31 protein-coding genes are annotated in these 25,424 nt (G+C 68.4%); 16 read left to right on the top strand and 15 right to left on the bottom strand.

Annotated elements, in window-relative coordinates; all coding sequences use genetic code 11:
* A partial coding sequence (locus H5T77_RS20510; RefSeq protein WP_292652396.1) for an NAD(P)/FAD-dependent oxidoreductase occupies positions 1 to 635 on the top strand: 635 nt, incomplete at its 5' end.
* Here H5T77_RS20510 and H5T77_RS20505 read toward each other — a convergent pair.
* From H5T77_RS20505 to H5T77_RS20490, 4 genes are all read right to left on the bottom strand, one after another.
* Positions 625 to 771: a hypothetical protein gene (locus tag H5T77_RS20505; RefSeq protein ID WP_292652394.1), complete on the bottom strand. Its 147-nt coding sequence runs from the start codon at positions 769 to 771 to the stop codon at positions 625 to 627. The genes H5T77_RS20510 and H5T77_RS20505 overlap by 11 nt on opposite strands.
* Before the next feature lie 253 nt (positions 772 to 1,024).
* Positions 1,025 to 1,849: a sulfite exporter TauE/SafE family protein gene (locus H5T77_RS20500; RefSeq protein WP_292652393.1), complete on the bottom strand. Its 825-nt coding sequence runs from the start codon at positions 1,847 to 1,849 to the stop codon at positions 1,025 to 1,027.
* A gap of 1 nt (position 1,850) precedes the next feature.
* Complete coding sequence (locus tag H5T77_RS20495; protein ID WP_292652391.1) at positions 1,851 to 3,308, bottom strand: MBL fold metallo-hydrolase; 1,458 nt, start codon at positions 3,306 to 3,308, stop codon at positions 1,851 to 1,853.
* Positions 3,309 to 3,315: 7 nt separating this feature from the next.
* The gene (locus H5T77_RS20490) at positions 3,316 to 3,618 is read right to left on the bottom strand and encodes a rhodanese-like domain-containing protein (RefSeq protein WP_292652389.1); all 303 of its coding nucleotides are present in this window, start codon (positions 3,616 to 3,618) and stop codon (positions 3,316 to 3,318) included.
* Positions 3,619 to 3,762: 144 nt separating this feature from the next.
* Here H5T77_RS20490 and H5T77_RS20485 point away from each other — a divergent pair, with 144 nt between their 5' ends.
* Both H5T77_RS20485 and H5T77_RS20480 read left to right on the top strand, forming a co-directional pair.
* Entirely contained in the window at positions 3,763 to 4,167 is a 405-nt protein-coding gene (locus H5T77_RS20485) for a DUF302 domain-containing protein (RefSeq protein WP_292652387.1), read from the top strand.
* On the top strand, positions 4,167 to 4,433 hold the full coding sequence (locus tag H5T77_RS20480) for a metal-sensitive transcriptional regulator (protein ID WP_292652385.1): 267 nt from the start codon (positions 4,167 to 4,169) through the stop codon (positions 4,431 to 4,433). The genes H5T77_RS20485 and H5T77_RS20480 overlap by 1 nt, the downstream gene beginning before the upstream one ends.
* An 18-nt stretch (positions 4,434 to 4,451) precedes the next feature.
* Here H5T77_RS20480 and H5T77_RS20475 read toward each other — a convergent pair whose 3' ends face one another.
* Positions 4,452 to 5,630 carry an alcohol dehydrogenase catalytic domain-containing protein gene (locus tag H5T77_RS20475; protein WP_292652383.1) on the bottom strand — a complete coding sequence of 393 codons (1,179 nt, stop codon included), beginning with the start codon at positions 5,628 to 5,630 and terminating at the stop codon, positions 4,452 to 4,454.
* A gap of 164 nt (positions 5,631 to 5,794) precedes the next feature.
* On the opposite strand from H5T77_RS20475, the gene H5T77_RS20470 reads away from it, so the two are divergent.
* The 3 genes from H5T77_RS20470 to H5T77_RS20460 all read left to right on the top strand — a co-directional run bounded on the left by H5T77_RS20470 (position 5,795) and on the right by H5T77_RS20460 (position 8,503).
* Entirely contained in the window at positions 5,795 to 6,796 is a 1,002-nt protein-coding gene (locus H5T77_RS20470; protein ID WP_292652381.1) for an NAD-dependent epimerase/dehydratase family protein, read from the top strand.
* An 86-nt stretch (positions 6,797 to 6,882) separates the two neighbouring features.
* Positions 6,883 to 7,491, top strand: a complete 609-nt coding sequence (locus H5T77_RS20465) for a flavodoxin family protein (protein ID WP_292652379.1) — start codon at positions 6,883 to 6,885, stop codon at positions 7,489 to 7,491.
* 46 nt (positions 7,492 to 7,537) lie between these two features.
* Positions 7,538 to 8,503 (top strand): ATP-binding protein, encoded by a 966-nt coding sequence (locus H5T77_RS20460; RefSeq protein WP_292652377.1) that lies wholly within the window; start codon positions 7,538 to 7,540, stop codon positions 8,501 to 8,503.
* Positions 8,504 to 8,536: 33 nt separating this feature from the next.
* Here H5T77_RS20460 and H5T77_RS20455 read toward each other — a convergent pair whose 3' ends face one another.
* A complete protein-coding gene (locus tag H5T77_RS20455; protein ID WP_292652375.1) occupies positions 8,537 to 8,731 on the bottom strand; it encodes a hypothetical protein in 195 nt (64 codons plus the stop codon).
* 26 nt (positions 8,732 to 8,757) lie between these two features.
* On the opposite strand from H5T77_RS20455, the gene H5T77_RS20450 reads away from it, so the two are divergent.
* The gene (locus H5T77_RS20450; protein WP_292652372.1) at positions 8,758 to 9,306 is read left to right on the top strand and encodes a CGNR zinc finger domain-containing protein; all 549 of its coding nucleotides are present in this window, start codon (positions 8,758 to 8,760) and stop codon (positions 9,304 to 9,306) included.
* 17 nt (positions 9,307 to 9,323) lie between these two features.
* Here the strand turns inward: H5T77_RS20450 and H5T77_RS20445 are convergent, their stop codons facing one another.
* Both H5T77_RS20445 and H5T77_RS20440 read right to left on the bottom strand, forming a co-directional pair.
* A complete protein-coding gene (locus tag H5T77_RS20445; RefSeq protein ID WP_292652370.1) occupies positions 9,324 to 9,839 on the bottom strand; it encodes a DUF421 domain-containing protein in 516 nt (171 codons plus the stop codon).
* A 75-nt stretch (positions 9,840 to 9,914) separates the two neighbouring features.
* Positions 9,915 to 10,280: a DUF1330 domain-containing protein gene (locus tag H5T77_RS20440; protein WP_292652368.1), complete on the bottom strand. Its 366-nt coding sequence runs from the start codon at positions 10,278 to 10,280 to the stop codon at positions 9,915 to 9,917.
* 193 nt (positions 10,281 to 10,473) lie between these two features.
* Here H5T77_RS20440 and H5T77_RS20435 point away from each other — a divergent pair, with 193 nt between their 5' ends.
* The 6 genes from H5T77_RS20435 (at position 10,474) to H5T77_RS20410 (ending at position 14,240) form a co-directional block, all read left to right on the top strand.
* Positions 10,474 to 10,875 (top strand): four-helix bundle copper-binding protein, encoded by a 402-nt coding sequence (locus H5T77_RS20435; protein ID WP_292652366.1) that lies wholly within the window; start codon positions 10,474 to 10,476, stop codon positions 10,873 to 10,875.
* Positions 10,876 to 10,943: 68 nt separating this feature from the next.
* Positions 10,944 to 11,522, top strand: a complete 579-nt coding sequence (locus tag H5T77_RS20430; protein ID WP_366816652.1) for a molybdopterin-dependent oxidoreductase — start codon at positions 10,944 to 10,946, stop codon at positions 11,520 to 11,522.
* Positions 11,519 to 12,088 carry a molybdopterin dinucleotide binding domain-containing protein gene (locus tag H5T77_RS20425; protein WP_292652398.1) on the top strand — a complete coding sequence of 190 codons (570 nt, stop codon included), beginning with the start codon at positions 11,519 to 11,521 and terminating at the stop codon, positions 12,086 to 12,088. Before H5T77_RS20430 ends, H5T77_RS20425 begins: the two co-directional genes overlap by 4 nt.
* Entirely contained in the window at positions 12,085 to 12,606 is a 522-nt protein-coding gene (locus H5T77_RS20420) for a hypothetical protein (protein ID WP_292652364.1), read from the top strand. The genes H5T77_RS20425 and H5T77_RS20420 overlap by 4 nt, the downstream gene beginning before the upstream one ends.
* A gap of 151 nt (positions 12,607 to 12,757) precedes the next feature.
* Positions 12,758 to 13,690 carry a glycosyltransferase family 2 protein gene (locus H5T77_RS20415; protein ID WP_292652362.1) on the top strand — a complete coding sequence of 311 codons (933 nt, stop codon included), beginning with the start codon at positions 12,758 to 12,760 and terminating at the stop codon, positions 13,688 to 13,690.
* A 172-nt stretch (positions 13,691 to 13,862) separates the two neighbouring features.
* Positions 13,863 to 14,240, top strand: coding sequence for a glycerophosphodiester phosphodiesterase family protein (locus H5T77_RS20410; protein WP_292652360.1), 378 nt, complete (start codon positions 13,863 to 13,865; stop codon positions 14,238 to 14,240).
* A 78-nt stretch (positions 14,241 to 14,318) separates the two neighbouring features.
* On the opposite strand, the gene H5T77_RS20405 is transcribed toward H5T77_RS20410, so the two are convergent.
* The 5 genes from H5T77_RS20405 to H5T77_RS20385 form a co-directional block, all read right to left on the bottom strand.
* Complete coding sequence (locus H5T77_RS20405) at positions 14,319 to 15,068, bottom strand: L,D-transpeptidase family protein (protein WP_292652358.1); 750 nt, start codon at positions 15,066 to 15,068, stop codon at positions 14,319 to 14,321.
* A 100-nt stretch (positions 15,069 to 15,168) separates the two neighbouring features.
* A complete protein-coding gene (locus H5T77_RS20400) occupies positions 15,169 to 15,498 on the bottom strand; it encodes a DUF202 domain-containing protein (RefSeq protein WP_292652356.1) in 330 nt (109 codons plus the stop codon).
* Positions 15,495 to 15,896, bottom strand: a complete 402-nt coding sequence (locus tag H5T77_RS20395; RefSeq protein WP_292652354.1) for a YidH family protein — start codon at positions 15,894 to 15,896, stop codon at positions 15,495 to 15,497. The genes H5T77_RS20400 and H5T77_RS20395 overlap by 4 nt, the downstream gene beginning before the upstream one ends.
* A gap of 16 nt (positions 15,897 to 15,912) precedes the next feature.
* Positions 15,913 to 18,276 (bottom strand): arylsulfatase, encoded by a 2,364-nt coding sequence (locus tag H5T77_RS20390; RefSeq protein WP_292652353.1) that lies wholly within the window; start codon positions 18,274 to 18,276, stop codon positions 15,913 to 15,915.
* A 136-nt stretch (positions 18,277 to 18,412) separates the two neighbouring features.
* Positions 18,413 to 19,318 carry a LysR family transcriptional regulator gene (locus tag H5T77_RS20385; RefSeq protein ID WP_292652351.1) on the bottom strand — a complete coding sequence of 302 codons (906 nt, stop codon included), beginning with the start codon at positions 19,316 to 19,318 and terminating at the stop codon, positions 18,413 to 18,415.
* Positions 19,319 to 19,626: 308 nt separating this feature from the next.
* On the opposite strand from H5T77_RS20385, the gene H5T77_RS20380 reads away from it, so the two are divergent.
* The gene (locus H5T77_RS20380; protein WP_292652349.1) at positions 19,627 to 21,471 is read left to right on the top strand and encodes a BCCT family transporter; all 1,845 of its coding nucleotides are present in this window, start codon (positions 19,627 to 19,629) and stop codon (positions 21,469 to 21,471) included.
* Positions 21,472 to 21,625: 154 nt separating this feature from the next.
* On the opposite strand, the gene H5T77_RS20375 is transcribed toward H5T77_RS20380, so the two are convergent.
* Both H5T77_RS20375 and glnA read right to left on the bottom strand, forming a co-directional pair.
* Positions 21,626 to 22,222 carry a hypothetical protein gene (locus tag H5T77_RS20375; RefSeq protein ID WP_292652348.1) on the bottom strand — a complete coding sequence of 199 codons (597 nt, stop codon included), beginning with the start codon at positions 22,220 to 22,222 and terminating at the stop codon, positions 21,626 to 21,628.
* Positions 22,223 to 22,383: 161 nt separating this feature from the next.
* Entirely contained in the window at positions 22,384 to 23,805 is a 1,422-nt protein-coding gene (glnA, locus tag H5T77_RS20370) for a type I glutamate--ammonia ligase (RefSeq protein WP_292652346.1), read from the bottom strand.
* Positions 23,806 to 24,018: 213 nt separating this feature from the next.
* Between glnA and H5T77_RS20365 the strand changes: the two genes are divergently transcribed.
* Both H5T77_RS20365 and H5T77_RS20360 read left to right on the top strand, forming a co-directional pair.
* On the top strand, positions 24,019 to 24,492 hold the full coding sequence (locus tag H5T77_RS20365) for an RDD family protein (protein ID WP_292652345.1): 474 nt from the start codon (positions 24,019 to 24,021) through the stop codon (positions 24,490 to 24,492).
* Positions 24,493 to 24,556: 64 nt separating this feature from the next.
* Positions 24,557 to 25,339: an SCO4651 family lipoprotein gene (locus tag H5T77_RS20360; RefSeq protein WP_292652343.1), complete on the top strand. Its 783-nt coding sequence runs from the start codon at positions 24,557 to 24,559 to the stop codon at positions 25,337 to 25,339.
* The last annotated feature ends 85 nt before the right edge of the window (positions 25,340 to 25,424 follow it).

Here is a 25,424-nt window from a genome sequence, read left to right as displayed (position 1 = left end):
CGAACGCCTTCGCGGGCGAGTGGGACATCACTCCGAAGCACCTCTCTGTGCCGATCTACGTGATCGAGGTGGAGACCGAGCCGATCGATCCTGAGCGGCTGGCTGCGCTGGGCTGGACCAGCCGCATGGGTCTGGTCACCCAGCACGCGATTATGGAGAACTACCGCCTCACGCCGCGCAACACCATCGTGTTCGGCGTCCGCCGCCTCGAGAGGGGCACGAGCTATCCGCTCCCGGCGAAGGTCCCGGACGCCGGGCTCGTCGAGGAGCTGGCGGGCGCGTTCGCCACTCGCTTTCCGTCGTTGGCCGACGTGGCGATCGCCTGCGCCTGGGGTGGATGGATCGCGATCACCTCGTCCTGGCTCCCCATCGCAGGCAAGATCGGTGACGACATCTACTACTCGATCGCCTGCAACGGGCACGGCCTGGCCCAGGCGCCGTACGTGGGGGCGCTCATCGCGGACGCCATCGTCGACGGGGAGCTGCACGAGGATCTGCGGACGCTGTGGCAGGACAAGCCGACGTTCCCGCGACCGATGATGATGAGTCGCGCCGGCCTCAGAACGATCTGGGCCGTGGACCGTTTCAACGACATGGTCAATGGCAGCAGACGGAACGCCAGGCTCAGGGCTTGAAGACGACCTTCACCATCCCGTCGGACTTGGTCTGGAAGGACTTGTAGGACGACGGAGCCTCGGTGAGGGGGAGGTGGTGGGTGGCGAAGGAGTCCACGCCCAGCGGGTCGTCGTCGGCAACGAGGACGGCGCTCACCACGTCATCTCCGAGCTCTCGGCGACGTCGGCTTCACCATCCCCGCCAACGGCTCGACCTACTGTGTAGGTGAGGCGATGCTGGGCGTCGACTACAAGGACAAGAACCCGACGCTGGAGACGACCGCCGGGACGACCAAGACCCTGGCCCTTAACCCTCGCCCACCTCGCCGGGCTGTTGGCCGAGTCGCCCTACCCCGCGGGGCAGTCCTGCGTGGACGGCGAACAGCTGAAAGGTCGGAGGCGCGCGCAGGTCATAGGAGCGCGGGCACTGCCTGGGCGGCGGTATAGACGGCGACGCCGAGGACCAGGACGGTGAAGACGGTCCGTAACCAGTCGGTGTCGACACGGTCGGCGAGGCGTGCCCCTGCGACGGCAGCTGCCGCCGACGTCGCGGTGAGGACGGCGACGGGGATCCAGTCCGGCTGGGCGCCGGAACCGGCCCGTACGGCCAGTGCCGCGGCGCTGGTGATGGTGATGACCACCAGGGACGTGCCGGCGGCGTACTCCATGGGAAGCGCGAGGGCGATCAGGAGGGCGGGTACGACGAGGAAGCCGCCGCCCACGCCCAAGAAGCCGGTCAATGCCCCGACGACCGTCGCCGTCACCAGCACCTTGAGCGCCCGGGGGCACTGGCAGGCGAACTTCGGGCTGAACGTGATGATCGGGTCGTCCAAGGCGGGCCGCGCGGTGTGCCGGTGGTCGCCTCCTCGCCCATGACGTAGCTGGCGCCAGGCCAGCATTCCGCCGATCAGCAGCATCAGGGCGGCGAACGCGGCCAACAGGACGTTCTCGGGTACCCGGTCGGACGCCGCTGCTCCCACCACTGCTCCGCCGATCGCGATCAGGCCGAAGACCAGGCCACGGCCGAGCAGTACGTTGCCCGCCCGGTGGGCAGCGAACGCGCCGATGAGCGAGGTGACGCCTACGACCACAAGCGATCCGGTGGTCGCCTGGGGAGCGGACTGGCCGAGCAGATACACCAGCACCGGCACCGCCAGGATCGAACCGCCGCCACCGAGTGCGCCCAGGGACAGGCCGATGAGCGCGCCGGCGGCGACGGCGAGGAGCAGGGTCATCTCAGGCGCCGTCGCCCTGTCGGCCCACGAGGTGCAGACCCACCTTCTCGGCGTTCTCGAAGGAGTCGTCGATCGCGACCGGAGTGCGGCCGGCGGCGGCGATGAACGAGGCGGCGACCGAGGCGCGGTAACCGCCGGCGCAGTGCACCCACACCTCACCGGCCGGCACGTCGCCGACCCGGCGGGGCAGCTCGTGGATCGGGATGTTGACCGCTCCTTCGATCGCTTCGGCCTCGTACTCGTCCGAGCGACGGACGTCGAGCACGACGACGTCGCGGTGGTGGCGCACCTGCGCCAGGTCGGCGAAGGTGGCGGTGGGGAAGCTGCCGAGCTCGCCGTCGGTCCAGTCCTGCGGTCCGCCGGTGGCCTGGGCTGCGGGCCGGTCGATGCCGATTCGGACCAGTTCGCGCTGGGCGGTGGCCACGTCCTCAGGAGTCTCGCCGAGCAGGGTCACGGGCGTGCCCCACTCGATCAGCCAGCCCAGGTAGGTCGAGAAGCCACCGTCCAGCCCGAAGTTGAAGGTGCCGGGGGAGTGGCCGGCGGCGAAGGCCTTGCGGTTGCGCAGGTCCACCACCCACTCGCCCGCCTCGATTCTGCGCCGTAGCTCGGTCGCGTCGGCCTCCTGCACCGGGGAGAGGTCGGGTGCGGATGGGCCGGCCGCGTTGGCGGGTCCCATGTGCGCGTAGTACGCCGGCCAGGCGGCGAGGCCGCTCAGCAGCTCGCGGACGTAGGTCTCCTCGTCCTGGGTCAGCACCGGGTTCGTGCGCTTCTCGTCGCCGATCGTCGAAGCGGTGGCTTCGGACTGCGTGGCCGAGCAGAAGGACCCGAACCCGTGGGTGGGGTAGACCTCCGCCTCGTCAGGCAGTTGCTCGGCGAGCTTGTGTGCCGACGCGTGCTGGTGGCGCACCAGGGCGTCGGTGTGCTCCTTGCCGAGCAGGTCGGGTCGGCCGGTGGCGCCGTAGAGCAGCGAGCCGCCGGTGAACGCGGCGTACGGCTCCTCGCGGTCAGGCCCTTGGACCGAGAGCTCGTAGGACAGGTGTGTGAAGGTGTGGCCGGGAGTGGCGATCGCGCGGACACGCATCTGGTCGCCGACCTCGACGACCTCGTCGTCGGTGATCGGAGTGCGGTCGAAAGCCACCTCGTCCGCGCCGTTGACCAGGTACGCCGCGCCGGTCGCCTGCGCGAGCGCCAGGCCTCCGGTGACGTAGTCGTTGTGGATGTGGGTCTCGAAGACGTGGGTCAGTCGGACGCCGTCGGCCTCGAGCACTTCCAGCACCCGGTCGATGTCGCGCTGAGGGTCGACCACGAAGGCGACCTCGCCGTCGTGGACCACGTAGGTGCGGTCCCCGAGCGATGGGGTCTCGAGGGTGCGGACGATCAGCCCGCCGGCCGGCTGCTGCTGTGCCTCCTCGGTCGCCGTGGCCGGCGCGGTGGACTCGATGGCGGTGTAGTCGGTCATGTTCGCCTCATTTCGCGATCGGTCGCCCGGAACGGATCCAGGCATTGGTGCCGCCCGCGACGTTGATCGCGTCGAAGCCGTTGGCGGTCAGGACTTCGGTCATCGCACCGCTGCGATTGCCCGAGGCGCACACCATGTGGACCGAACGATCCCGATCGACTTCGCCCAGTCGGGCGAACAGCTGATCCATCGGGATGTTGATCGCCCCGGGCACGTGGCCCTCGCGGAACTCGGCGGGCTCGCGGACGTCGATGACAGCCGCGCCCTGATCGAGCGCCGCGGCTAGCTGGTCGATGGTGGTCTCACGCATGAGAGGGACTCCTTTGCTGACGTGTCGATGTAACCCCCCGGGGGGTTGTGATCTCGACGTTAACACATCCCCCTAGGGGGTTGTATGGTTGTCAGTGCAGACCCGCCGCAGGCCTAGTGATCGGTATCCAGGAGGGACATACCCATGACGCAGTACACGCTCGAAGCCACCGTGCGCCGCCCCTATGGCGAGACCGTCGAGGCGGTGCGCGCCGAGCTCGCAGCTGCCGGATTCGGCATCCTCACCGAGATCGACCTGAAGGCCACGCTGAAGGCGAAGCTCGATGTCGACGTCGCACCCCAGGTCATCCTGGGGGCCTGCCGTCCGCAGCTGGCTCACCAGGCGCTGCAGGCAGATCCCTCGATCGCCGCACTGCTGCCCTGCAACGTCGTCGTCCGGGCCGTCGACGACACCACCACCGTTGTCGAGGCCTTCGACCCCGACACCATGATGTCCATCGCCGGCGACGCCGGCGACACCCTTCGCGCCGTCGCGACCGACGCACGGCAGCGGCTGACCGCGGCTCTGGCCGCATTGGAGAACAACTGATGGACCTCGAACCCGCCGAGATCAAGGCGATCATCACCCGCATGAAGCGCGCCAACGGCCACCTCGCCAGCGTGATCCGCATGATGGAAGAGGGATCGGACTGCGAGTCCGTCCTCACCCAGCTGGCCGCCGTGAACAAGGCCCTCTCCCGCGCTGGCTACGCGATCGTCGCCACCGGCCTGCAGCAGTGTCTCACCGAGTCCGACGAGGGTCTCGACGGAGTGGACGTCAAGAAGATGGAGAAGCTCTTCCTCGCCCTCGCCTGAGCAGGCGGAACGCCAGGATCAGGGCTTGAAGACGACCTTCACCATCCCGTCGGCCTTGGTCTGGAAGGACTTGTAGGCCCACGGAGCCTCGGTGAGGGGAAGGTGGTGGGTGGCGAAGGAGTCCACGCCCAGCGGGTCGTCGTCGCCCTCGAGGAACGGCATCAGATCGTCCGTCCAGGCGCGTACGTTGGCCTGGCCCATGCGGATCGTGACCTGCTTGTCGAACAGCTGCATCATCGGGAACGGGTCCATCGCGCCGCCGTAGACGCCGGCGACCGAGACGGTGCCTCCGCGGCGTACGGCCTCGAAGGCGGTGTGCAGCGCGGCCATCCGGTCGACACCGGCGTTCTGCATCACCGGACGGCTGACGGCGCCAGGCATCCGCGACAGGATGGTCGTGGCCATCTCTGCGATCGGCGAGCCGTGGGCCTCCATCCCCACGGCGTCGACCACGGCGTCGGCTCCGCGACCATCGGTCAGCTCGCGCACCTGCTCGGCGACGTCGCCGGAGCCGAGAGCGATCGTCTCGGCCCCACGCTGCCCCACCCGGGCGAGACGCTCGGGCTCGCGATCCACGCTGAGGACACGGTGGCCCTCGGCGATGGCGAAGCGGGCCACCATGTCACCGATCGGGCCGGCGCCGAGCACCAGCACGGTGCTCTCCGGGTCCGGGTCGGCGTACCGGAGCGCCTGCCAGGCGGTCGGCAGGACATCGGAGAGGAACAGGAACCGGTCATCGGACGGGCCGTGCGGCACCTTGACCGGCAGCTGGTTGCCGAAGGGGACGCGGAGGTACTGCGCCTGCCCGCCGGGGACCTGGCCGTAGAGCGAGCTGTAGCCGAAGAGGCTCGCGCCGGTGCCCTGGTCGCGGTTCTGCGTCGTCTCGCACTGCGAGTGCAGGTTGCGCCGGCACATCCAGCACGTTCCGCAGCTGATGTTGAACGGCACCACCACCCGGTCGCCGACGCTCAACGCGTGAACCCCGGGTCCGGTCTCTGCCACGACCCCCATCGGTTCGTGTCCGACGATGTCGCCCGGCGTCATGAAGCCGGTGAGCACTTCGTAGAGGTGCAGGTCGGAACCACACAGTCCCGATGAGGTGACCTCGACGATGATGTCGTCGTCATCGATGATGTGCGGGTCCGGGACCTCCTCCACTCGGATGTCGCGACGCCCTTGCCAGGTGACCGCCTTCATGGATCTGCCTCCTTCGGATCGGATGACCACTGCGGTACCCGGATACGGCGATTCGAGACCGGCGATCGAGCCCGGCCATCGAACCGTGCTCAACGGACGCGAGGTGGGTACCGGTGGAGCACACAGGACAGATCGGGCCGGCTGCAGGAAGGGCGTGGACACGCATGAAGGTGGTTGTCATAGGTGCGTCGGGAAACCTCGGCAGCGCCACGATCCGGGCCTTGACCGCCGACGGCGCCGCCTCGGTCCTCGCTGTCGCCCGACGGGCGCCGAGCGGCCCACGGACCAACCCCCATGCCTCTGTCGAATGGCGCGAGGCCGACGTGTCGACGGGCAACCTGGAGCCGGTGCTGGAAGGGGCCGACGCGGTCGTCCACCTCGCCTGGAAGTTCCAACCCACGCACCGGCCCGAGGAGACCTGGGCCACCAATGCGGTCGGCACGCGCAAGGTCCTCGACGCCGTGGCCAGAGCAGGCGTCCCGGCGCTCGTGTGCGTCTCGTCGGTGGCTGCCTACTCGCCGGTGGATCACGACGATCACCTCGACGAGACCTGGGAGACCGACGGGGCGTCGTCGGCGGCGTACTGCCGGGAGAAGGCGTACGTCGAACGGGCTCTTGACGCCTTCGCCTGCGACCATCCCGAGGTCCGCCTGGCCCGGGTCCGGCCGGCTTTCGTCTTCCAGCGCTCGGCGGCCAGCGAGCAACGGCGCATCTTCGGCGGCGCCCTGGCCAGGCCCGCGCTCCTGGACCGGCGGCGGATCCCGGTGGTGCCGGTGCCCGCGGGCCTGAGGTTCCAGGCAGTGCACGCCGGCGATGTCGGCAGGGGGCTGGCCACCGCCGCGACCACCGACGTGACGGGCGCCTTCAACCTCGCCGGTGAGGGCGTGATCACCCGCGACGAGATCGGCGAGCTGATGGGCGCTCGGACGGTCGAGGTGCCCTCGAACCTCATGCGTCAGGGCCTGGAGAAGGCCTGGCACGCACGTCTCGCGCCGGTTCCGGGCAGCCTGCTGGACGCGGTCATGCAGCTGCCCCTGATGTCGACCGCCCGCGCCGAGCGGGAGCTCGACTGGCGACCGCGCCATTCCGCCATGGAGGCGCTCGAGGCGGTCCTCTCCGGCATCCCGGCGAAGGCCGGCAGCGAGCTTCCCCCACTGCATCCGTGACGTCCAGGAGAAGGAGCACCCCGGCAGACGGGCCGGGGGTGCCGCGATCAAGGCATGAGGGCGAGGGTTGCGGGTTACCGGTTGGCATGACGTCACTGAGCTGTCTGATCCTGAACTGCACCCTCAAGCGTTCGCCCGACGAGTCCAGCTCCGAGCTGCTCGGGTCCCAGGTGCTCTCGGCGCTCCAAGACCACGGGGTGAGCGGCGAGATGATCCGGGTCGTCGACCACGACGTCCGGTTCGGGGTGACGACCGACGAGGGCGACGGGGACGAGTGGCCGCAGCTGCGCGAGCGGATGCTGGCCGCTGACATTCTGGTGCTGGTCACCCCGATCTGGCTGGGCCAGCCGTCCGCGGTCTGCAAGATGGTGCTCGAGCGGCTCGACGCCGAGCTCGGCGAGACCGACGACGACGGCCGAATGCTGACCTACGACAAGGTCGCCGGGATCGGCGTCGTCGGCAACGAGGACGGCGCCCACCACGTCACCGCCGAGCTCTGCCAGGCGCTCAACGACGTGGGCTTCACCATCCCCGCGGGCGCGGCGACCTACTGGGTCGGCGAGGCGATGCAAGGTGTGGACTACAAGGACAAGGAGCCGACGCCCGAGGCCACCGCGGGGACGACCAAGACCCTGGCCCGCAACGTAACCCACCTCGCGGGCCTGCTGGCTGCCTCGCCCTATCCCACTGCGTGACCGCTCAACCAGTGACGGCAGGCGCGAACGGGGGCACACTGGCCCCATGATCTCCGTCTCCGACCGGGGCCGACCTGATCTTCGGGTGCGCCTCACCGCTGAGGCGGCCAGCGTGCCCGGAGCACGCAGGTTTGTCACGGACGGGCTTCTGGATTGGGGTCGCGCGCACCTGGTCGACGACGCGGCTCTGTGCATCACCGAGATGGCGGCGAACGCGGCCCTGCACAGCGGCAGCCCCTACATGCAGGTCCGTCTGCACGATCTCGAGCCGGCCGTGCGGCTCAGCGTCGAGGACGACGGCGCCATGGTCCCGGTCCAAGCTGTCGCCCCGCCGCCTGTCGAGAGCCAGGGCACCACCGGGCGCGGGCTGGCCATCGTGTCGGTGCTGGCGAAGTCCTGGGGGATCGAGGAGCGCGCCGACCGGCGGCGCATCTGGGCCGACCTCGTCGGCGACGGCGTCGAGCACGACGTACGGCCTCCCACGGTGGAGTACGGCGAGCAGGTGGTGCCGGAGTCGTCCGCCGTCCCCGCGGACTGGGTCACCGTGCGGCTGCCCCGCTGCCCGGTCCAGCTCGGGCTCCAGATCGACCAGCGCCTCGACGACCTGGTCCGTGAGCTCCAGCTCATCGACTCCGACGAGGGCCCGACCCCGCCGCGGGCGCTCGGTCAGCTCATCGAGCGGTTGCTGGCCCGACCGGCCTTCGCGCGCCACCTGGGTCGGCGTACCGCCCTGGACGCGGCCGCTGCGGGGCTCGAGTACGTCGACATCGAGATGACCCTTCCGCGGGAGATGGCTGTGGTGGTCCGTGAGCTGTCGGCCGCGGACAGCCTGGCCGACGCGCTCAGCGAGACCCACCAGCTGCTCACCCTGCGCTCCACACCAGAGATGATCTCGCTGCGCACCTGGTTCACCGAGAGCATCGTCGCTCAGGCGGAGGACGACGCCGACCCCGTGCCGTACGACGAATGGCTGCGGGTCAGAGGCGTCGAGATGAAGTCCCGCGACTTCTAAGGACCGCCAGGCCCGAATGAACCGGCTGCACTGTCAGCCTCGGACGCGGCTCAGCGACTGCGGTGGCAGGAGCGGGTGGGGTTGGAGGTCCACGCGACGTACGCCGCAGCGGGCGCAGCGTACGTAGAGGACCAGGCCCTCCGAGGTCTGATGGCTGGACTCGGTGAGCCAGCCGTGCTCGTGGGCGGCGTCCGCGTGCGGGGACTGCTCTGTTGCGGTGTCCGTCATGGTCACCACCCTGGTGTAATGGTCTTATGCATCTCAACCCTTACGGCGAGTACGCCGTGCTCATGGCTGCCTCGCTCGCCGACGACTGGCCCGAGGACCGGGCCGGCATCGAGGCTCGGACCAGAGAGTTCGGCATGACGATGGACTTCGCTGAGGCTCCAGACGACCATCGGCGAACCCGCGGGGTGATCGACGAGTGGCTTCGAATCGTCGATGCGGGGGAGCCGGGGGAGCGGGCGCGGTTGCTCAACGACCTGATGGCGCAGGCGACGGCGTATCCGCGGCTGACCGACCACGGGCGGGAGGGATGGCACATCCACTACCGCGACGAGGCCAACGACTCGATTCCCGACGTGCTGAGAGCGGTGATCAGCGTCGGTACGGCGCTGCACCTGACCACTCGGGGCATTCATCGTCTGGGCCGCTGTGCCGCGGGACAGATGGAGGGAGACCCGTGCACCGCGGTGGTCGTGGACGTCACTCGCAACGGGCGGCAGCGCTACTGCTCGGTCCGCTGCGCCAACCGGGCTGCGGTCCGCCGGCACCGGGCCCGCCGCTCGTCGCCTGCCTGTTGAACAGTCGCCGTGCGGGCTCACGACGCGTGGCCGTCGAGGCCGCCGAGCGACGAGAGATCACCTGCCTGCGAGCGTGGGATCACACTCATCGTCCCGTCCGTCTCGAGCACGACGACGGCCACCTGGGAGAGGTCGCCGGTGCCCGTCCCTCGCACAGCCTGCCGCAGCTCGTCCATGCCGACCCGTTGTCGGCGCATCGCCGCGGTGTCGGCCACCCCGTCCCTGAGGAGGACGGACGGACCGGCCGTCAGCAGCCGGCGGCCGGAACGGGTCCAGGCAGTCAGGGCTGCGACCACCAGCTGCAGCACCACCAGAGTGGCCAGCGCGACGACGCCGTCGGCCCAGGCGGTGCGGCTGTCGAGAAGGATGGTCGCCAGCGTCGATCCGAGAGCCACGGTGACGACGAAGTCGAAGGCGTTCAGCTTCGCCAGTGTGCGTTTGCCTGAAAGTCGGAGCAGCAGGACCAGGGTGGCGTAACCGCTTGCGCCGACGACGACGATCCTGAGGAGGTCGTGCCAGGTGTCGAACCACATGCTCTATCCCTTTCGTCGAGACGGACGGACGACTGGGGGTGTCGATTGTGGCTCTGTGCCCGGAAACGTGGCTGGCTACTCCCAGGGGGTGGTGACCTGGAGGACCGCCTCGGTGAGCGCCTTTGTCCGCAGACCGGTCACCTGCTGGTACTCCGGATCCGCGACCATGCGGCTGAATGCGGAGCGTGAGGGATAGCGGACCAACAGGACCGCATCCCATTCCTGGCCCGCCTCGGCCACGAGGGCGGTGGAGCCATCGCCGGCGTAGATCACCTCGCCGCCGTACCGGGGTAGGAACGTCGTCGACAGGGCCTCGGCGTACTGGTCGTACAGCTCGCGGCCGCCATCATCGAACCTCAGCAGGTTCAGCATGACCACCGGCCCGCCTTGGTCCTCGCTGAGGAGTCGCTTCAAGTCCTTGCCGCCTGGGTCGATCGCCATGCTCGAAATACTGGCACATCCCCCGAGACGCCGCCGCGGTTTCGGCTGGTGTGGGCAATGACGCACGAGGACGTGCCCATATTCGTTCCTTCGCAAGCGTAAGTTTCTCGGCTGCTTGGGTACAGGCCCACCAAGCGGCGTGGCATCGAGACGCTTCCCTGGTGTCCCTGCGTCGCGGACGGAGGACTGAGCTGTGGCCCACACACAGATGCTCGAGGCCTTTCCCAAGGACCTGGGCGGAATCGACACGGACAAGCTGGCCGAGTGCATCGCCGCCTGCTTCGAGTGCGCGCAGGTCTGCACGGCGTGCGCCGATGCCTGCCTGAGCGAGGACATGGTCGCCGACCTGACCACATGCATCCGCACCAACCTCGACTGTGCGGACATCTGCGTCGCCACCGGCAACGCACTGTCACGACGCACCGGCTACGACGCCGACGTCACCAGAGCCTTGCTCGAAGCGTGCGCGACCGTGTGCAAGGCCTGCGGTGACGAGTGCGCCCAGCACGCACAGGTGCACGAGCACTGCCGGCTCTGCGCCGAGGCGTGCCGCCGATGCGAAGAGGCATGCCGGGCACTGATCGCCAGCCTCTGACGGCGCAGGGCCGCCGCTGACCCACCAGCGGACAGCTTTTCCTCGAGGAGTACTACACCCTCGGGCTCATCGCCCACGGCGGGATCGGCACGAACTACGTCGACGGCAACACCCGGCTGTGCACCGCGACCGCCGCGGCAGCGTTGAAGGAGTCCTTCGCCTCCGACGGCCAACCCGGTTCGTACACCGACATCGATCACGCCGACGTGATCTGCCTCTACGGCCACAACATGGCCGAGACCCAGACGGTGCTCTGGGCCCGAATCTTGGATCGGCTCGCTGGGCCGAACCCACCGGCAATCGTGTGCGTCGACCCCCGGCAGACGCCAGTGGCCGCCCACGCCACGGTGCACCTCGCGCCCCGTCCCGGCACCAACGTGATGCTCATGAACGCCCTGCTGCGCGAGCTGCTCGAACACGACGGCCGTGTGACTACACCGGGATCACCTATGACAAGCTGCGCGGCGGCAGCGGCATCCAGCGGCCCTGCAACGACGAGCACCCGGACGGGACCGAGCGGATCTACGTCGACGGGGAGTTCTGGTCCCGCCCCGACTACTGCGAGAGCTACGGACGTGACCTCGTCACCGGAGCGCCGGTCGAGCCGACGGAGTACAAGGCGCTCAATCCGCACGGCAAGGCGGTGATCAAGGCAGCGGAGTACCTGCCGCCCCACGAGCCTCCCTCCGAGGACCACCCGTTCCAGCTGATCACCGGGCGCACGCTCTACCACTTCCACACCCGTACCAAGACCGACCGCGCACCACAGCTGCAGGCGGCCGCGCCGGAGGTTTGGGTCGAGGCGTCGGCCGCTGATGCGAGCGACCGAGGATGGCAGGATGGTGACCTCCTCCAGGTCACCACTCCACGAGGCGCGGTCACGGCACGCTTGCGGATCAGTGGCATCCGACCCGGCGTGCTGTTCCTGCCCTTCCACTACGGCTACTGGGACACCGACGCCGGGCATGAGCCCGATGATCGAGGGCGAGCCGCGAACGAGCTGACCCTGACCGACTGGGACCCAGCCTCCAAGCAGCCCATCTTCAAGACCGCTGCCGCGAACGCCAACAAGATCGCCCCAGCCGGTGGCACACCGGCGCCGGCGCCGACCACCACGGGCTCCCGGCCCGTTTCTTCGACGGTTTCGCCGACCAGGGGTGACGTGACGGCGCTCACGAGCGAGCGTATCGACCGGACAGGAGACATCCGATGAAGGTCCTCCAGACCCTGCGCAGCCTTCGCGGCAACAAGGTCGGCGCCGCGATCGAGGAGCTGCACCGCTCCGAGAACAACCTGGCGGGCGCCCTCCTGAACCTCTCGGACCTGCAGAAGAGCGACCACGAGATCTTCTACGTCGCCCGCGACGTCGCCAGGTGGTCCCAAGAACACGTCCGCCGCCTGGCGGAGGTCGCACAGGTCTATGGGCTCGAGCTCGATCCTGCTCCGGAGGATGAGGCGACCGTGGTCGCCCGAGTGAAGCAGAAGGGCTCCGAGCTTGCCGGCCGCTTCCACGAACCGGCTCTGCTGCTCCTGGCCGACCTGCGGCACATCCACCGCACCGCCGCCGGGGTCTCCCTGGACTGGGAGGTGCTCGCCCAGACGGCGCAGGCGATGAAGGACTCCGAGCTGCTCCTCGTGGCTCAGGAGTGCCACCCGCAGACCCTGCGTCCGATGCGCTGGGCCAACGCGAAGGTCAAGGAGACCGCAGCTCAGATCATGGTCACCGGCTGAACGGGGCCGGCAAGCAACCCGACAGTCTGATCGGGCGGAATGCGGTGCACCGGAGGGGGTACCGGGTCGGTATGGAAGCCACACGGTCGAAGCACCCCGATCAGGTGACTCACTGCAGCCGGGCGCCGCGGACGTGCGGCCGGATGTCTCCATGACGGCGGGGCTGCCCGAGACGCCCGACGTCACCGTCGTGGTGATCACTCGCAACCGTTGGCCCGACCTCCGGGAGTCGCTGCCGCGTCACCGCTGCCCGGTAATCCTCTTGGACAACGGGTCCGAGGACGGGACGCCCGCGCACGTCCGCGCGTCGTTCCCGGACATCGACGTGATCGAGCTCGGCAGCAATTTCGGAGCGGTAGCGCGCAACATGGGAGTCGAGCGAGCGACCACACCGTACGTCGCGTTCGCCGACGACGACTCGTGGTGGAGCCCGGGTGCCCTCTCGTCGGCCGCATTGACCCTCGACTCGTATCCCCGCCTCGCGGTTCTCGCCGCCCGGGTCCTCGTCGGGAAGGACGAACGTCCCGACCCGCTCTGCGCCGCTATGGAGGCCTCGCCGCTCGGGACCGAGCCGGACCTGCCTGGTCCGTCCGTCCTTGGATTCCTGGCCTGCGGTGCCATCGTCCGTCGCGATGCCTTTCTCGCTGCCGGCGGGTTCGACGAGGTCGTCTTCTTCGGAGGCGAGGAGGAACGGCTCGCACTCGATCTTGCGTCGCAGGGCTTGGGGCTCGCGTATGTGGACGACGTCGTGGCCCGGCACCGACCCTCTCCCGGCCGCGACCGCGCCGAGCGGCTTGCGCGCGGGGAACGCAACCGGCTGCTCACAGCCGTGATGCGCCGGCCCTGGCCCGTGGTGGCACGCCAGATGTTACGTGCCATGCGCCAAGGCGATCCCGGGCTGCGCGGTGTCCTCCGCGCGGTCCCGGCGCTGCCTCGCGCGCTGAGGGCAAGGCGACCCGTGGACCGCCAGGTGGAGGCGGCTCGGCGGCTCGTCGACACCGCGCCCTCGCTCGGGGCGGCGAGTCGTCGGCCGGGTTCGCCGTATGCCCGTGCTCGGTCGCAAGCCGGCACCGCGGACCCGTGACCGGCTCGGGTGCGTGGAGTCCGAGGCTGGGCTCGTCAGTGCGACTGGCGTTGCAGAGCCATCAACAGCGCGCCGCGACCGGCGTCCCCAACGGACCCAGGCGAGGTGGCCCTCCGGCCGCGGCGGGCAGGTTCACAGGGCAGATCCGAATCCATGGTTGGACCACCGGGTCATGAACATGGCGCACTCGGGTGGTGAGGACAAGGCGCCGACGAACACGAAGTACTCCTTCAAGCGGGCCGCCTCGATCGGCTCCGACATGCTCGAGTTGGATGTCCATTCCACCGCTGATGATGAGCTCGTCGTGATCCACGAGTTCCAAGGCATTCCGGACGCCACCCGTGCGTTCGTGGAGCGGGCACATGCCGATGGTTATGCCGTGCACGGGTGGTTCAGCGGGTCGGCCCCCGACGACGCCGCGACGTACTCACGGATGATCGACGCCTGCGTCGACGGCGTCATGCCTGCGAAGCCGTCCGTCCTCGAGACTGTCCTCGTCGAGCGCGGCATCGAGCGCCCCGGTCGTCCTGGCCTCGACCCCTGCGCCTGACTCGTCTCGCTGCAAGCAGTCGCCCAACGCGTGGTCACCGTCTCCGGCGTCTTCGCCGCCTCGGGGTCGAGACTGGGTTCACACCACGCGTACGCGGGTCTTGACCTTCGTGAAGTCCCAGACCTCGGCCGCCATCTTGGCGCTGAGGCGAATGCAGCCGTCGGATGTCTTCTCGTCGGTGCCGAGATACCAGTTCGGGTGGATCTGACGACCCGTCCGCATGCTCACCGGCACCCGGTGGAAGGCCACGCCGCAGGGTGCGAACCGGACGAAGTGGTAGAGCCACTGCGTGCCGCTGTAGTTCGTACGTGGGTTGCCGCGCGCCGGTCGGCCGCAGTAGGAGCCGGTGGTGTACCACTGCTTGTCCAGCCACTCCGCGTCGATCATCCCGCCCTGCGCGCGGATGGACCCGTCGGCACGCACCAGCCAGACCCAGTCCTGTCGCTGGCTGATCACGATGCGGCGTCCGGTCCCGGTGCTCGCCGGCACCGGCCGTTTGTCACACCGCTTCGCCGTCGACGACATCAGCCGATTCCGCGTGGTGGTCGTGAAGCGACCGCTCGGGTTCAGGCGGTGGCGGGTCTGGAAGCGTACGACGGCTGTTCGGGCGTGATCGTCCAGGCGCCCGTCGACGCGGCCGACGTTGCAGCCGAGGCCGGCCAGCCGGGTCTCCCACCGCTTGATCGTCGTGGCGGTGGCGGCGTTGCCGGGGCTGACCACCACCACGGCGGCCGCCACCAGCGCGACAGCGGCGACGAGGGGAAGAATGAGGACGAGGATGGCGCGGTGTGCCCGAGATGCGCGGGCCAGGGTCGCGAAGGTTGGCACCGGGCGAGGCTATGCGACGTTCGCGCTCCGGGCAGCCGCTGTTGCCCGGTTGTTGACCAGATGACGCGGACGCGGGTGGGCCGCACTCACCGAATCGTGGCTAGTCGATGAGGAGCCAGAGCAGGTGCGCCGAGAGCGCCGTGGTCGCGGCACTCAGAGCGACCACGGCGCGGAGCGGTGGTCGTGACTGTTGGATGTGCATACTTCGTACGTCGCGGTGATATCGCGTGGTGGTCGAGCACGCGATCGCGACCGCGATCGTGAGGTAGGCGGCGGCAGAGACGATGCCTACCGTGCCGAGCTGTGGTGCTGCCTTCAAGCAGATGGTGGCGACGACCAGGTAGCCGAGGACGGTTCGTGACCAGGCCAGGCTGGTGCGCTCTGGCTGGAGACCAGGGTCTCGCAGTGGGGTTGCGTCCGTGTGCCTCACAGCGTGAGCACCAGGACACTGCCGGCTCCCGCCAGCACGACGAGCGCGAGCATGGGTACCAGCGGCGACAGCGGGAGTGGACGGTCCCTCCGCAGAGCGCGCTCCACTGCCCACCAGCGCACCGCGGCCCCGGCGCTGACAGCGGTCCCGGCCAGCAGCAGGAGTACGACCACGGGTTGCCTGACGCTGGACGGCCACTGCTCGGCCATCAGGGTGTCGGTCGCCACCGCTGCCGCGACGACCGCGAGCGCGGTGCGGATCCAGGCCAGGAAGGTGCGTTCGTTGGCCAGGGTGAACCGGGGGTCCGGTTCGATGTCACCTCCGAGCAGGAGACTGCGGACGTTGCGGCGGCTGTTGGTCCCGCCCTTGTCGGTCGGGGCGCAGCACGGAGAGCTCATGGTCGACCTCCGGCCCTCACTGGGAGATGAAGACGCGTTGGCGGCGCTGCGCCTCGGCGTCGGCATCGTCGGGCGCGGCTGGGCCATCGAGGTCGATCCGCACGGTGTGCACGGTGCCGGTGAAGGCGTTGTCGATCGCGGCGTACTCGTCGCTGACCGGGGTGCCCAGGTCGACCCCGATGTCCAGCGTCTCGTCGAAGGAGAAGTAGTAGGGGATCGTCCGATCCACCCGACCCTGGGCGACCTGGACGCCGTCGACCATCAGGATCACCTCGCCGCCGAGGCCGTGTCCGCCGCCGTCGTAGTGGAACTCCATCCGGAGCTCGTGGCGTCCGGGGGACAGCGGCTCCTCGGCGCCGACAGTGAAGTGGGTCAGGTCGAAGTAGCTGTAGTCGTAGCGGACCCTGCCCTCGACGCAGTACAGGGACCAGCCTCCGAACCGGCCGCCCTGGGCGATGACCACTCCGGCGGCGCCGGTCGCGGGCACCTCGACGTCGGCGGTGACGCTGTGGGAGCGATTCTTGACGTTGGGCGTGGTCTCCTCGGTAAACCGTCGCATGCCGCCGCGGTAGGTCACCGACCGGCGGTCGCCGAGCAGGTCGACGCGTCCAGCCAGTGTGGGGTTCTCCCGCTCGGTCACCCGGGGATCGAGCGGGAACACCTGGTGCTTCGCGGCCTCGATGAGGAACAGATCCTGCAGCTCGCGCAGCAGCTGCGGGTGCTCTGCCGCCAGGTCATGAGCCTGCGAGAAGTCCGTGTCGACGTGGTAGAGCTCCCAGACGTCGTCGCTGAACCGCCGTCCTTCCTTCGGGACCATCTCCCACGGGATCCCGTGGCGGGTCACCGCCATCCAGCCCTCGTGGTAGATGCCGCGGTTGCCGCACATCTCGAAGTACTGCGTACGGCGTCGGTCCTGGGCTTCGGCGGCGTCGAAGGTGTAGCGCATGCTCGTGCCTTCGATCGGCTGCTGGGCGACACCGGCGACCGAGGTCGGCTGGGGAACGCCGGCGCAGTCGAGGATCGTGGGGAGGATGTCGATGACGTGGTGGAACTGGTCTCGTACGCCTCCGTGTTCGGCGATCCCGGCGGGCCAGTGCACGACCAGGCCGTCTCGGGTCCCGCCGAAGTGGGAGGCGACCTGCTTGGTCCACTGGAACGGGGTGTTGAGCGCCAGCGCCCACCCGACGGGCGCGATCGGGTAGGTCTCCGGGCCGCCGATGCGGTCCAGGTCCGCGATCATCTCCTCGGGGTCGTCCACGAGGCCGTGGCCGAGCCGGTGCTCGACCGTGGTGCCCTCGATGCCCCCTTCGCCCGACGCGCCGTTGTCGCCGAGCAGGTAGACGAACAGCGTGTTGTCCAGCTCGCCGAGCTCCTCGAGCGCGGCGACGAACCGCCCGACCTGCTGGTCGGCGTGCTCGGTGAACCCGGCGAAGGTCTCCATGAACCGCGCCGAAAGCTCACGCTGCGTGTCGGAGAGCTCGTCCCAGTGGGGTACGCCGTCGGCCCAGCGAGCCAGCTCAGCGTCGGCCGGCGCCACGCCGAGCCGCTTCTGCTCGGCCAGCGTGCGCTCGCGCTGCTCGTCCCAGCCGTGGTCGAACCGACCCCGATACCTCTCCTGCCACTCCGGCGCCACGTGCAGCGGTGCGTGCGAGGCGCCGAGAGCGAGGTAGGTGAAGAACGGCCGGTCCGGGGTCAGCGTGCGCTGCGTCCGCACCCAGTCGATCGCCCGGTCGGCGAGATCCTCCGAGAGGTGATACCCGTCCTCTGGCCGCCGGTCCGGCTCGACCGGCGTCGTGCCTTCGTACAGCAGCGGGTACCAGTGGTTCATCTCCGCACCCATGAACCCGTAGAAGGTGTCGAACCCCTCGCCGGTCGGCCACCGGTCGAACGGGCCCACCGCGCTGATCTCGCGTGGCGGTGTCTGGTGCCACTTGCCGAAGGCCGCGGTGCTGTAGCCGTTGCCCTGCAGGATCTGGGCGATCGTCGCCGCAGACTGTGGCCGGAACCCGTTGTAGCCGGGTGCCGCCGTGGCCATCTCGGTGGTGCCGCCCATCCCGACGGAATGGTGGTTCCGACCGGTCAGCAGGGCCTGGCGCGTCGGCGAGCACAGAGCGGTCACGTGGAAGCGGGAATAGCGCAGGCCACCCTCAGCCAGCGTCTCCGCCGTCGGCATCGCGCACGGGCCACCGAACGCGCTGGACGTTCCATAGCCCAGGTCGTCCATGACGACGATCACGACGTTCGGCGCCCCAGACGGAGGCGTGGTCGGACGCACGGGCTCGAACGCGGCGGTCTGATCCTCGATACCGAGGGCGGTGGCGACGACCTGTGCCTGGTCGGGCTCGGGCAGTACATGCCGGTCGGCGTGGAAGAAGGTCACGTTGGGAATCTCCTCGAAGGCTGGGTGGGCCGAGTTGTGCCGGTCCGCTCGACTCATCGAGTTTCGGGCCAGGACGCTCGCGGCAGCAACGGCGAGTGGGCTAGGTCAGCGATAGCCGCTTGCTATGCCTTAGGGGCTAGGACCCGGCGGAGCAGGCTTCGACGCAGAAGTCGACGAAGCCCAAGGCCAGGTCGCTGGCTCTGCGCTTGCGCCAGATCACGTGTACCGACCGGCGCAGTGGCGGGTCGAGCGGTCGTACTCGCGCACCCTTGACGGCGGCATCGTCGGCCATCGCCCGCGGGAGCACGGCGGCGCCTGCTCCGGCCAGGACGAGGGGCGCCACCGCGGCGAGGTGGGCCGTCTCGACGGCTACATCCGTCGAGAGCCCCGCGGTCAGGAGTGGTTCGGCGACGATGCCCCGGAGCACAGTGCCGTCGGGCGTACACACCAAGCCCCGCTCCGAGAGATCGCCGATCGTGATTGATTCCTTGTCGGCGCGGCCGACCGTCGGCGCCGATGTGGGATCCGGCGGGCACACGGCCATCATCTCGAGGTCGGCCAACCAGCGGCTTTCGAGAGTTCCGCCAGGAGGGGTCCCGTCGACGAGGCCGAGCTCCGCGCCGCCCATTCGCACCGTCTCCAGCACGTCACCGTGCCAGATCGGGTCGGCCACGGTGACCTGGACTCGGGGATGTAGAGCGCGAAACTCGCCGACCAACCGTGCCAGTGGTTCGACGGCCCACAACGTGTTCGTGATGATGGACAGGCGTCCGAACCCGGCTTGCGACACGGCGCGCACTGCGCCACGCGCCACCTCGAACGATCGCAGGGACCGTCTGGCCGGCTCCAGCAGCGCCTCGCCGGCTGGAGTGAGTCGTACGCCCCGGCCGTGTCGATCGAAGAGCCGGATGTCGAGATCTCGCTCGAGCCAGCCGATGGCATTTGACAGCGATGGCTGGGCGATGGACAGTGCTTGCGCCGCCCGGGTGAAGCTCCCCAACTCGGCGACAGTCACGAAATATTCGAGGTGGCGCCTGTCCATGCGTGGAGCATAGTGCGTCGACGCGACGGGGGTCCGAGCGTGATGGAGATGGAGCGGGTCCCTATTGCCGGCGCCTATGGCTGCGATAGTTGATCGGAGGGTTCACCTGAGCGGAATCGCTGAGATCCTGTTCAAACCGAAGCGCCGGCATCGTAAATATCCAGATCTACGGGATGGCAACCGCGGGGCCGCTAAACCTGAGGGGTCGAGCTGTGAACGAGAAGCAAACTTCTGACCAGTCGCGTCACGCGGACGACGGAAGACGCACCCGTCGCAGAGTCAAAGAGTCGTTGGGGAAGATCGATCCGATGCACCCGAAGTATCCGCACGACCGACATCCAGCCCTGATCCCGGGCATCTCCATCGACGAGCAACGGCGGCGCTATGGCGTCGACAAGCTCGTATTCGCGGTCGCAGGAGGGCTCACGGTCGGCTTCGTGATCTGGGGCGTCGTGGCGCCGGACAGTGTCGCCTCGGTCGCCCAGACCGCCTTCGGCTGGGCCACTCGGAACGTCGGCTGGCTCTTCAACTCGGTCGCTGTCGTGGTGCTGGTCTCGATGCTGGTGCTGGCCTTCTCGCCCTACGGCAGGATTCCGCTCGGCAAGGACGGCGAAGATGTGGAGTTCAGCACCTTCGCCTGGGTGGCGATGCTCTTCGCCGCAGGCATCGGGATCGGTGTCATCTTCTGGGGCCCCTCCGAGCCGCTTGCCTACTTCAACGACCCACCGCCGCTCACCAACGAGGCGGGGTCGGTCGCGGCGATGCACCGGGCGATGGCGCAGACGTACTTCCACTGGGGGTTCCATGCCTGGGCGATGTACGCGCTCGTCGGTGGTGCCATCGCGTACGCCGCCTACCGCCGCGGCCGGAGCCTGCTGATGTCCTCGATCTTCCGCAGTCTCTTCGGCGAGCGGCTCACCGAGGGCTTCGCCGGCAAGCTGATCGACATCCTCGCCATCGTCGCCACCCTCTTCGGCACCGCCGCGGCCCTCGGAATCGCGGCGATGCAGATCGGGACCGGCGTCAGCATCGTCACCGGGGTCGGCCAGGTGACGAAGGTCATGGTGGTCGGCATCCTGCTGCTGCTCACCGTGGGCTTCGTGATCTCGGCCGTCTCCGGTGTCGCCCGCGGCATCCGCTACCTCTCGAGCATCAACATCGTGCTGACCGTCGGCGTCGTCGGGCTGATCCTGGCCCTGGGGCCGACCCTGTTCCTGCTGAACTTCCTGCCGTCGGCGCAGCTGGAGTATCTGGGCTCACTCTTCGACATGATGGGCCGCTCGCTGTCCTGGGGCGAGGAGACCCAGGAGTTCCAGGCAACCTGGACCGTGTACTACTGGGCGTGGTGGATCTCCTGGTCGCCGTTCGTCGGCATCTTCATCGCCCGCATCTCGCGGGGACGTACCATCCGGCAGTTCCTTCTCGGCACGATCCTCATCCCTTCCACGCTGCTCTTCGTCGCCTTCGGCGTGATGGGCGGTACGTCGATGAAGATGTCCCAGGACGGTTCGCTCGCCGACGACCTGACTCCGCCGCAGGTCTTCTTCAGGATGATCGACAACCTGCCCTACCTCGAGTGGCTTCCATTCCTGATCATCCTGGTGCTGGCGATCTTCTTCATCACCTCTGCTGACTCCGCCTCGGTCGTGATGGGGATGCTGTCGACCCGGGGCCACCTGGAGCCGGGCCGCTGGGTGGTCGTCTTCTGGGGGCTGGTGATGTCCGGCATCGCTGTGGTGATGCTGCTCCTCGGCGACGCGACCGCCCTGGCCGGCCTGCAGCAGCTGGTGATCGTCACCGCGGTGCCGTTCGCCCTGGTGATGCTGCTGATCATCGTGGCCTGGATCCGCGACCTCGCCACCGACCCGTACACCCTGCGGCACCGCTATGCGGAGGCCGCGATGCGCAACGCCGTGCTCCAGGGCGTGGAGCGGTACGGCGACAACTTCGCCATCCAGGTGGTGGAGGCGAGCTGTCCGGAGGAGGGTGCCGGTGCGGAGGTCGACTCCACCGACGAGCGGTACACCGACTGGTACCAGCGCACCGACGAGGAGGGTCAGCCGGTCGACTACGACTTCGACTCCGGGACGTGGGCCGACGGCTTCGACCCGGAGACCGGCGAGATGCCGGCCGTCCGTCCCGACAGTCCCTGAGGAGACGGCACGACCGAGAACGCCCTCGAGCGACCGAAGTCGTTCGAGGGCGTTCTCGCTGTTCAGAGCCCGATCAACCCATGTGTCAGCAGGTCATCGGGACCCCGGTTCTAGATGTCGTAATAGAGCTCGACCTCGTGCCGGTGGCGGGGAATCACTTCCGACGGCACGCGGCAGGGTTCTGGCGCAGCTCCACGTTGTCCCTCACGATCCTGCGGTCCACCCAGCTGTTGCGAGCCACCGAGAAGTTGCCGGCGTAGGAGTTCCTGAGCACACGCAGGGAACGCACGTGATTGCCGACGACGCGGAGGTTGTTGCACGCCTTGTTGTCCCGAACCATCAAGGTCCCCCGATTGTCGCGTACCACGAGATTGTTGGCGATCGACATCTCGCAGATCGCCACGTTGCGGGAGTTGCGGACCATGAGGTTTCGTCCGGCGACCGGGTCCACGCGGCACCCGGCAGCCCCGATGGTGACGCGTTCGACGACGTTGCGGACGTGGACGTTCCGGCCGAGGCTCGTGTCGGTGATGCTGACCACCCTCGGTGCACCGGTGGTGCGGACATTGCCGGTGATCCGGGAATTGGTGATCGCGCAGCGGGCGTCGTTCGGGATGACTACGTTGCGGAACGTCCGGTGGTGGTAGCTGCCGTCGCAGACGAGGTCGGGCGGCACCGCCTGGGCGCTGAGGACCGGCCCCAACACGGGTGCGAGCGCGCCTATGAGAATGAAGACGATGAGCTGCTTCATGTGAACCCTCCGAGTCCGGGCGATGTCTGTCTTCATGACGCGCGAACGAGAACATGTGTTGCACCGGCTCGCCGGGCGAGGAGAAGCTCGACGAACAACGCGACTGAGCCCCTCTCCCGATGAAAACGGGGGAGGGGCTCACGTCAGTCAGCGCTCTATGCCTAGATGTCGTAGTAGAGCTCGAACTCGTGCGGGTGCGGGCGGAGCTGGATCGGGAGGATCTCGTCGTTGGTCTTGTAGTCGATCCAGGTCTCGATCAGGTCGGGGGTGAAGACGTCGCCCACGGTGAGGAAGTCGTGGTCGTTCTCCAGCGCCGACAGGACGGCCCCGAGGGAGGTCGGGACCTGGTTGATCTCGGCCATCTCGTCGGGCGGAAGCTCGTAGATGTCCTTGTCGATCGGAGCCGGCGGCTCGATCTTGTTCTGGATACCGTCGATGCCGGCGAGCAGCAGGGCGGAGAAGGCGAGGTACGGGTTCGAGGACGGGTCCGGGAACCGGGTCTCGACGCGCTTGGCCTTCGGGTTGGTGCCCGTGATCGGGATGCGGACCGCGGCGGAGCGGTTGCGCGAGGAGTAGACCAGCGAGATCGGCGCCTCGAAGCCCGGCACCAGGCGGTGGTAGGAGTTCACCGTCGGGTTGGTGAACGCCAGGACCGACGGGGCGTGCTTCAGGATGCCGCCGATGTACCAGCGGGCCATGTCGGAGAGGCCGCCGTAGCCGGTCTCGTCGTAGAACAGCGGCTCGCCGCCCTCCCAGATCGACTGGTGCACGTGCATGCCCGAGCCGTTGTCGCCGAAGACGGGCTTCGGCATGAAGGTGACGGTCTTGCCGGCCTCCCAGGCGGTGTTCTTGACGATGTACTTGAACTTCATGACATCGTCGGCAGCCTTGAGCAGCGTGTCGAACCGGTAGTTGATCTCGGCCTGGCCGGCGGTGCCGACCTCGTGGTGGGCGCGCTCGACGAGCAGGCCCGCGTTCTCGAGGTTCTTGACCATCACGTCGCGCAGGTCGGCGAAGTGGTCGGTGGGGGAGACCGGGAAGTAGCCGCCCTTGTAGCGCGTCTTGTAGCCGAGGTTGTTCGAGCCGTCGGGGTTCTTGTCGGCGCCCGAGTTCCACCAGGCCTCGACGGAGTCGATCTTGTAGAACGACTCGCCCTCGGAGGTGCTGTAGGCGACCTTGTCGAAGATGAAGAACTCGGCCTCGGGGGCGAAGAAGGCGGTGTCGCCGATGCCGGTCGAGGCCAGGTACGCCAGCGCCTTGCGCGCGATGTTGCGCGGGTCGCGCGAGTAGGCCTCGCCCGTGATCGGGTCGTGCACGAAGTACATCAGCGCGAGGGTCTTCGCGGTGCGGAACGGGTCGATGTACGCAGTCGTCACGTCCGGGTACAGCGCCATGTCGGACTCGTTGATCGTCTGGAAGCCGCGGATCGACGAGCCGTCGAAGGCCTGGGGCTCCAGGGTGAACGACGACACCGGCACCGTGAAGTGCTGCTGAACGCCGGGCAGGTCGACGAAGCGGATGTCGACGAACTCGACTCCCTCGTCAGAGATGAACTTCAAGAGTTCGTCGTCAGTGCTGAACATCAATCCTCCTTGGCTCACCCGTGCGGGCAGAGCCAGATAGGTCTCTCGCGATCGAGGCCGGGCCCTCGTGGACTCGACCGTGCCACGCAAATTACGAAGGGACGGTTGCACAGGAGTGTCGCAAATGTTTCGGGCGTGTAACAGGTTGTGTGATTTGATCGGCAACCATCCCGATCTCACCCCTCAAGACGTCGCCGCCTACGATTGGCCGATGTGACCGGTTCCGCCACCCCTGTGACGCCCACTCTGCCTTACCCGACCGCGAGCTGGGGTAGGCGCGTCCTTGCGCTCTTCATCGACTGGCTCGCATCGTCGCTCGTGGCGTCGGTCTTCCTCGGCGTACGTGCGCTGCCCTTCGGGTCGCTGCTCGCCGGTGTCGACCCGCGGCCGATCGACAACCTGTGGATCCTGGTGGTCTTCATCGTCCAGACCGCGGCCTTCACCGCGCTCGGCGGCGGCTCGTTCGGCAAGCTCGTCACCCGGCTGCGTACGGTGCGGGTCTCGCCGGGCGCCCCGGACGTACGCCCGCCGGATCCGCTGCGGAGCATCGCACGCCAGATCCTGGTCGTCCTCGTGATTCCGCCGATGGTCTTTCGCGGCGACCGGCGCGGGCTGCACGATCTGGTGGCAGGCACCGCGACGGTGACGCTCGAGACCTACCGACACGTGTTTCGCCGGGTGGGTTGAGCGCCTCGCGAGGGTAGGTTGGAGCGGTACGCCGCAGGCAGCGGCACACACGAAGGGAAGCTCAATGACGCACAACCGTACTCTCGGGCCACGTGGCCTCCGGCGCCGCGCTGCTGCAGCGGGCGTGCTGGCCCTATCGCTCTCAGGCCTGGTCGCCTGTGGCGGTGGTGATGGCGCCGGCGGCGCCAGCGAGGGGGAATCGGTCTCCGCCGAGGAGATGACCGAGGTCATGAAGAAGGCGACCGACATCGACACCGCCCACTTCACCACGAAGATGGACGCGAAGGTCTCGGGTCAGGCCGTCTCGATGACCGGCGAGGGCGACCTCCAGATGGAGCCGTCGGCCCACCACTCCACGATGAAGATGAGCGGTGGCTCGATGGACATGGATCTCGAGACCATCGTCGTCGACGACAAGATCTACATCAAGGGCATGATGGGCGACTCGTGGATGACCGCGAGCGCCGACCAGCTCGAGAAGATGGGCGGCACCAGCCTGGAGTCGATGAGCAACCCGCTCGCCTTCTTCGACGGCATGGAGGAGTCGATCAAGTCCGCCGAGTTCGAGGGCGAGGAGAAGCTCGACGGCACCGACACCGAGCACTACAGCTTCACCGTCGACTCCGCGGGTCTCACCAAGAGCCTCGGCGCGGACAGCAACAAGGGCATGCCCAAGACGATGGAACAGGACATCTGGGTCGACGGTGACGGCCTGCTCCGCAAGGCCGAGGTCGTCATGGGTGACATGGGCACCGTCGAGATGGTGCTCTCCGAGCTCGGCGAGGACGTCTCCATCGAGGCGCCGCCCGCCGACCAGGTCACCGACATGCCGAGCATGGCCGGCTGACAGGTCCGCTCAGCACGCAGCGTTCAGTACGCAGCAGGGCCGGTCCCCGAACGGGGACCGGCCCTTACCGTTACGACGACCTGCG

The sequence above is a fragment of the Nocardioides sp. genome (genome assembly GCF_014360585.1).
GTDB lineage: Bacteria > Actinomycetota > Actinomycetes > Propionibacteriales > Nocardioidaceae > Nocardioides.
This window is presented reverse-complemented; position numbering and strand designations above follow the sequence as displayed.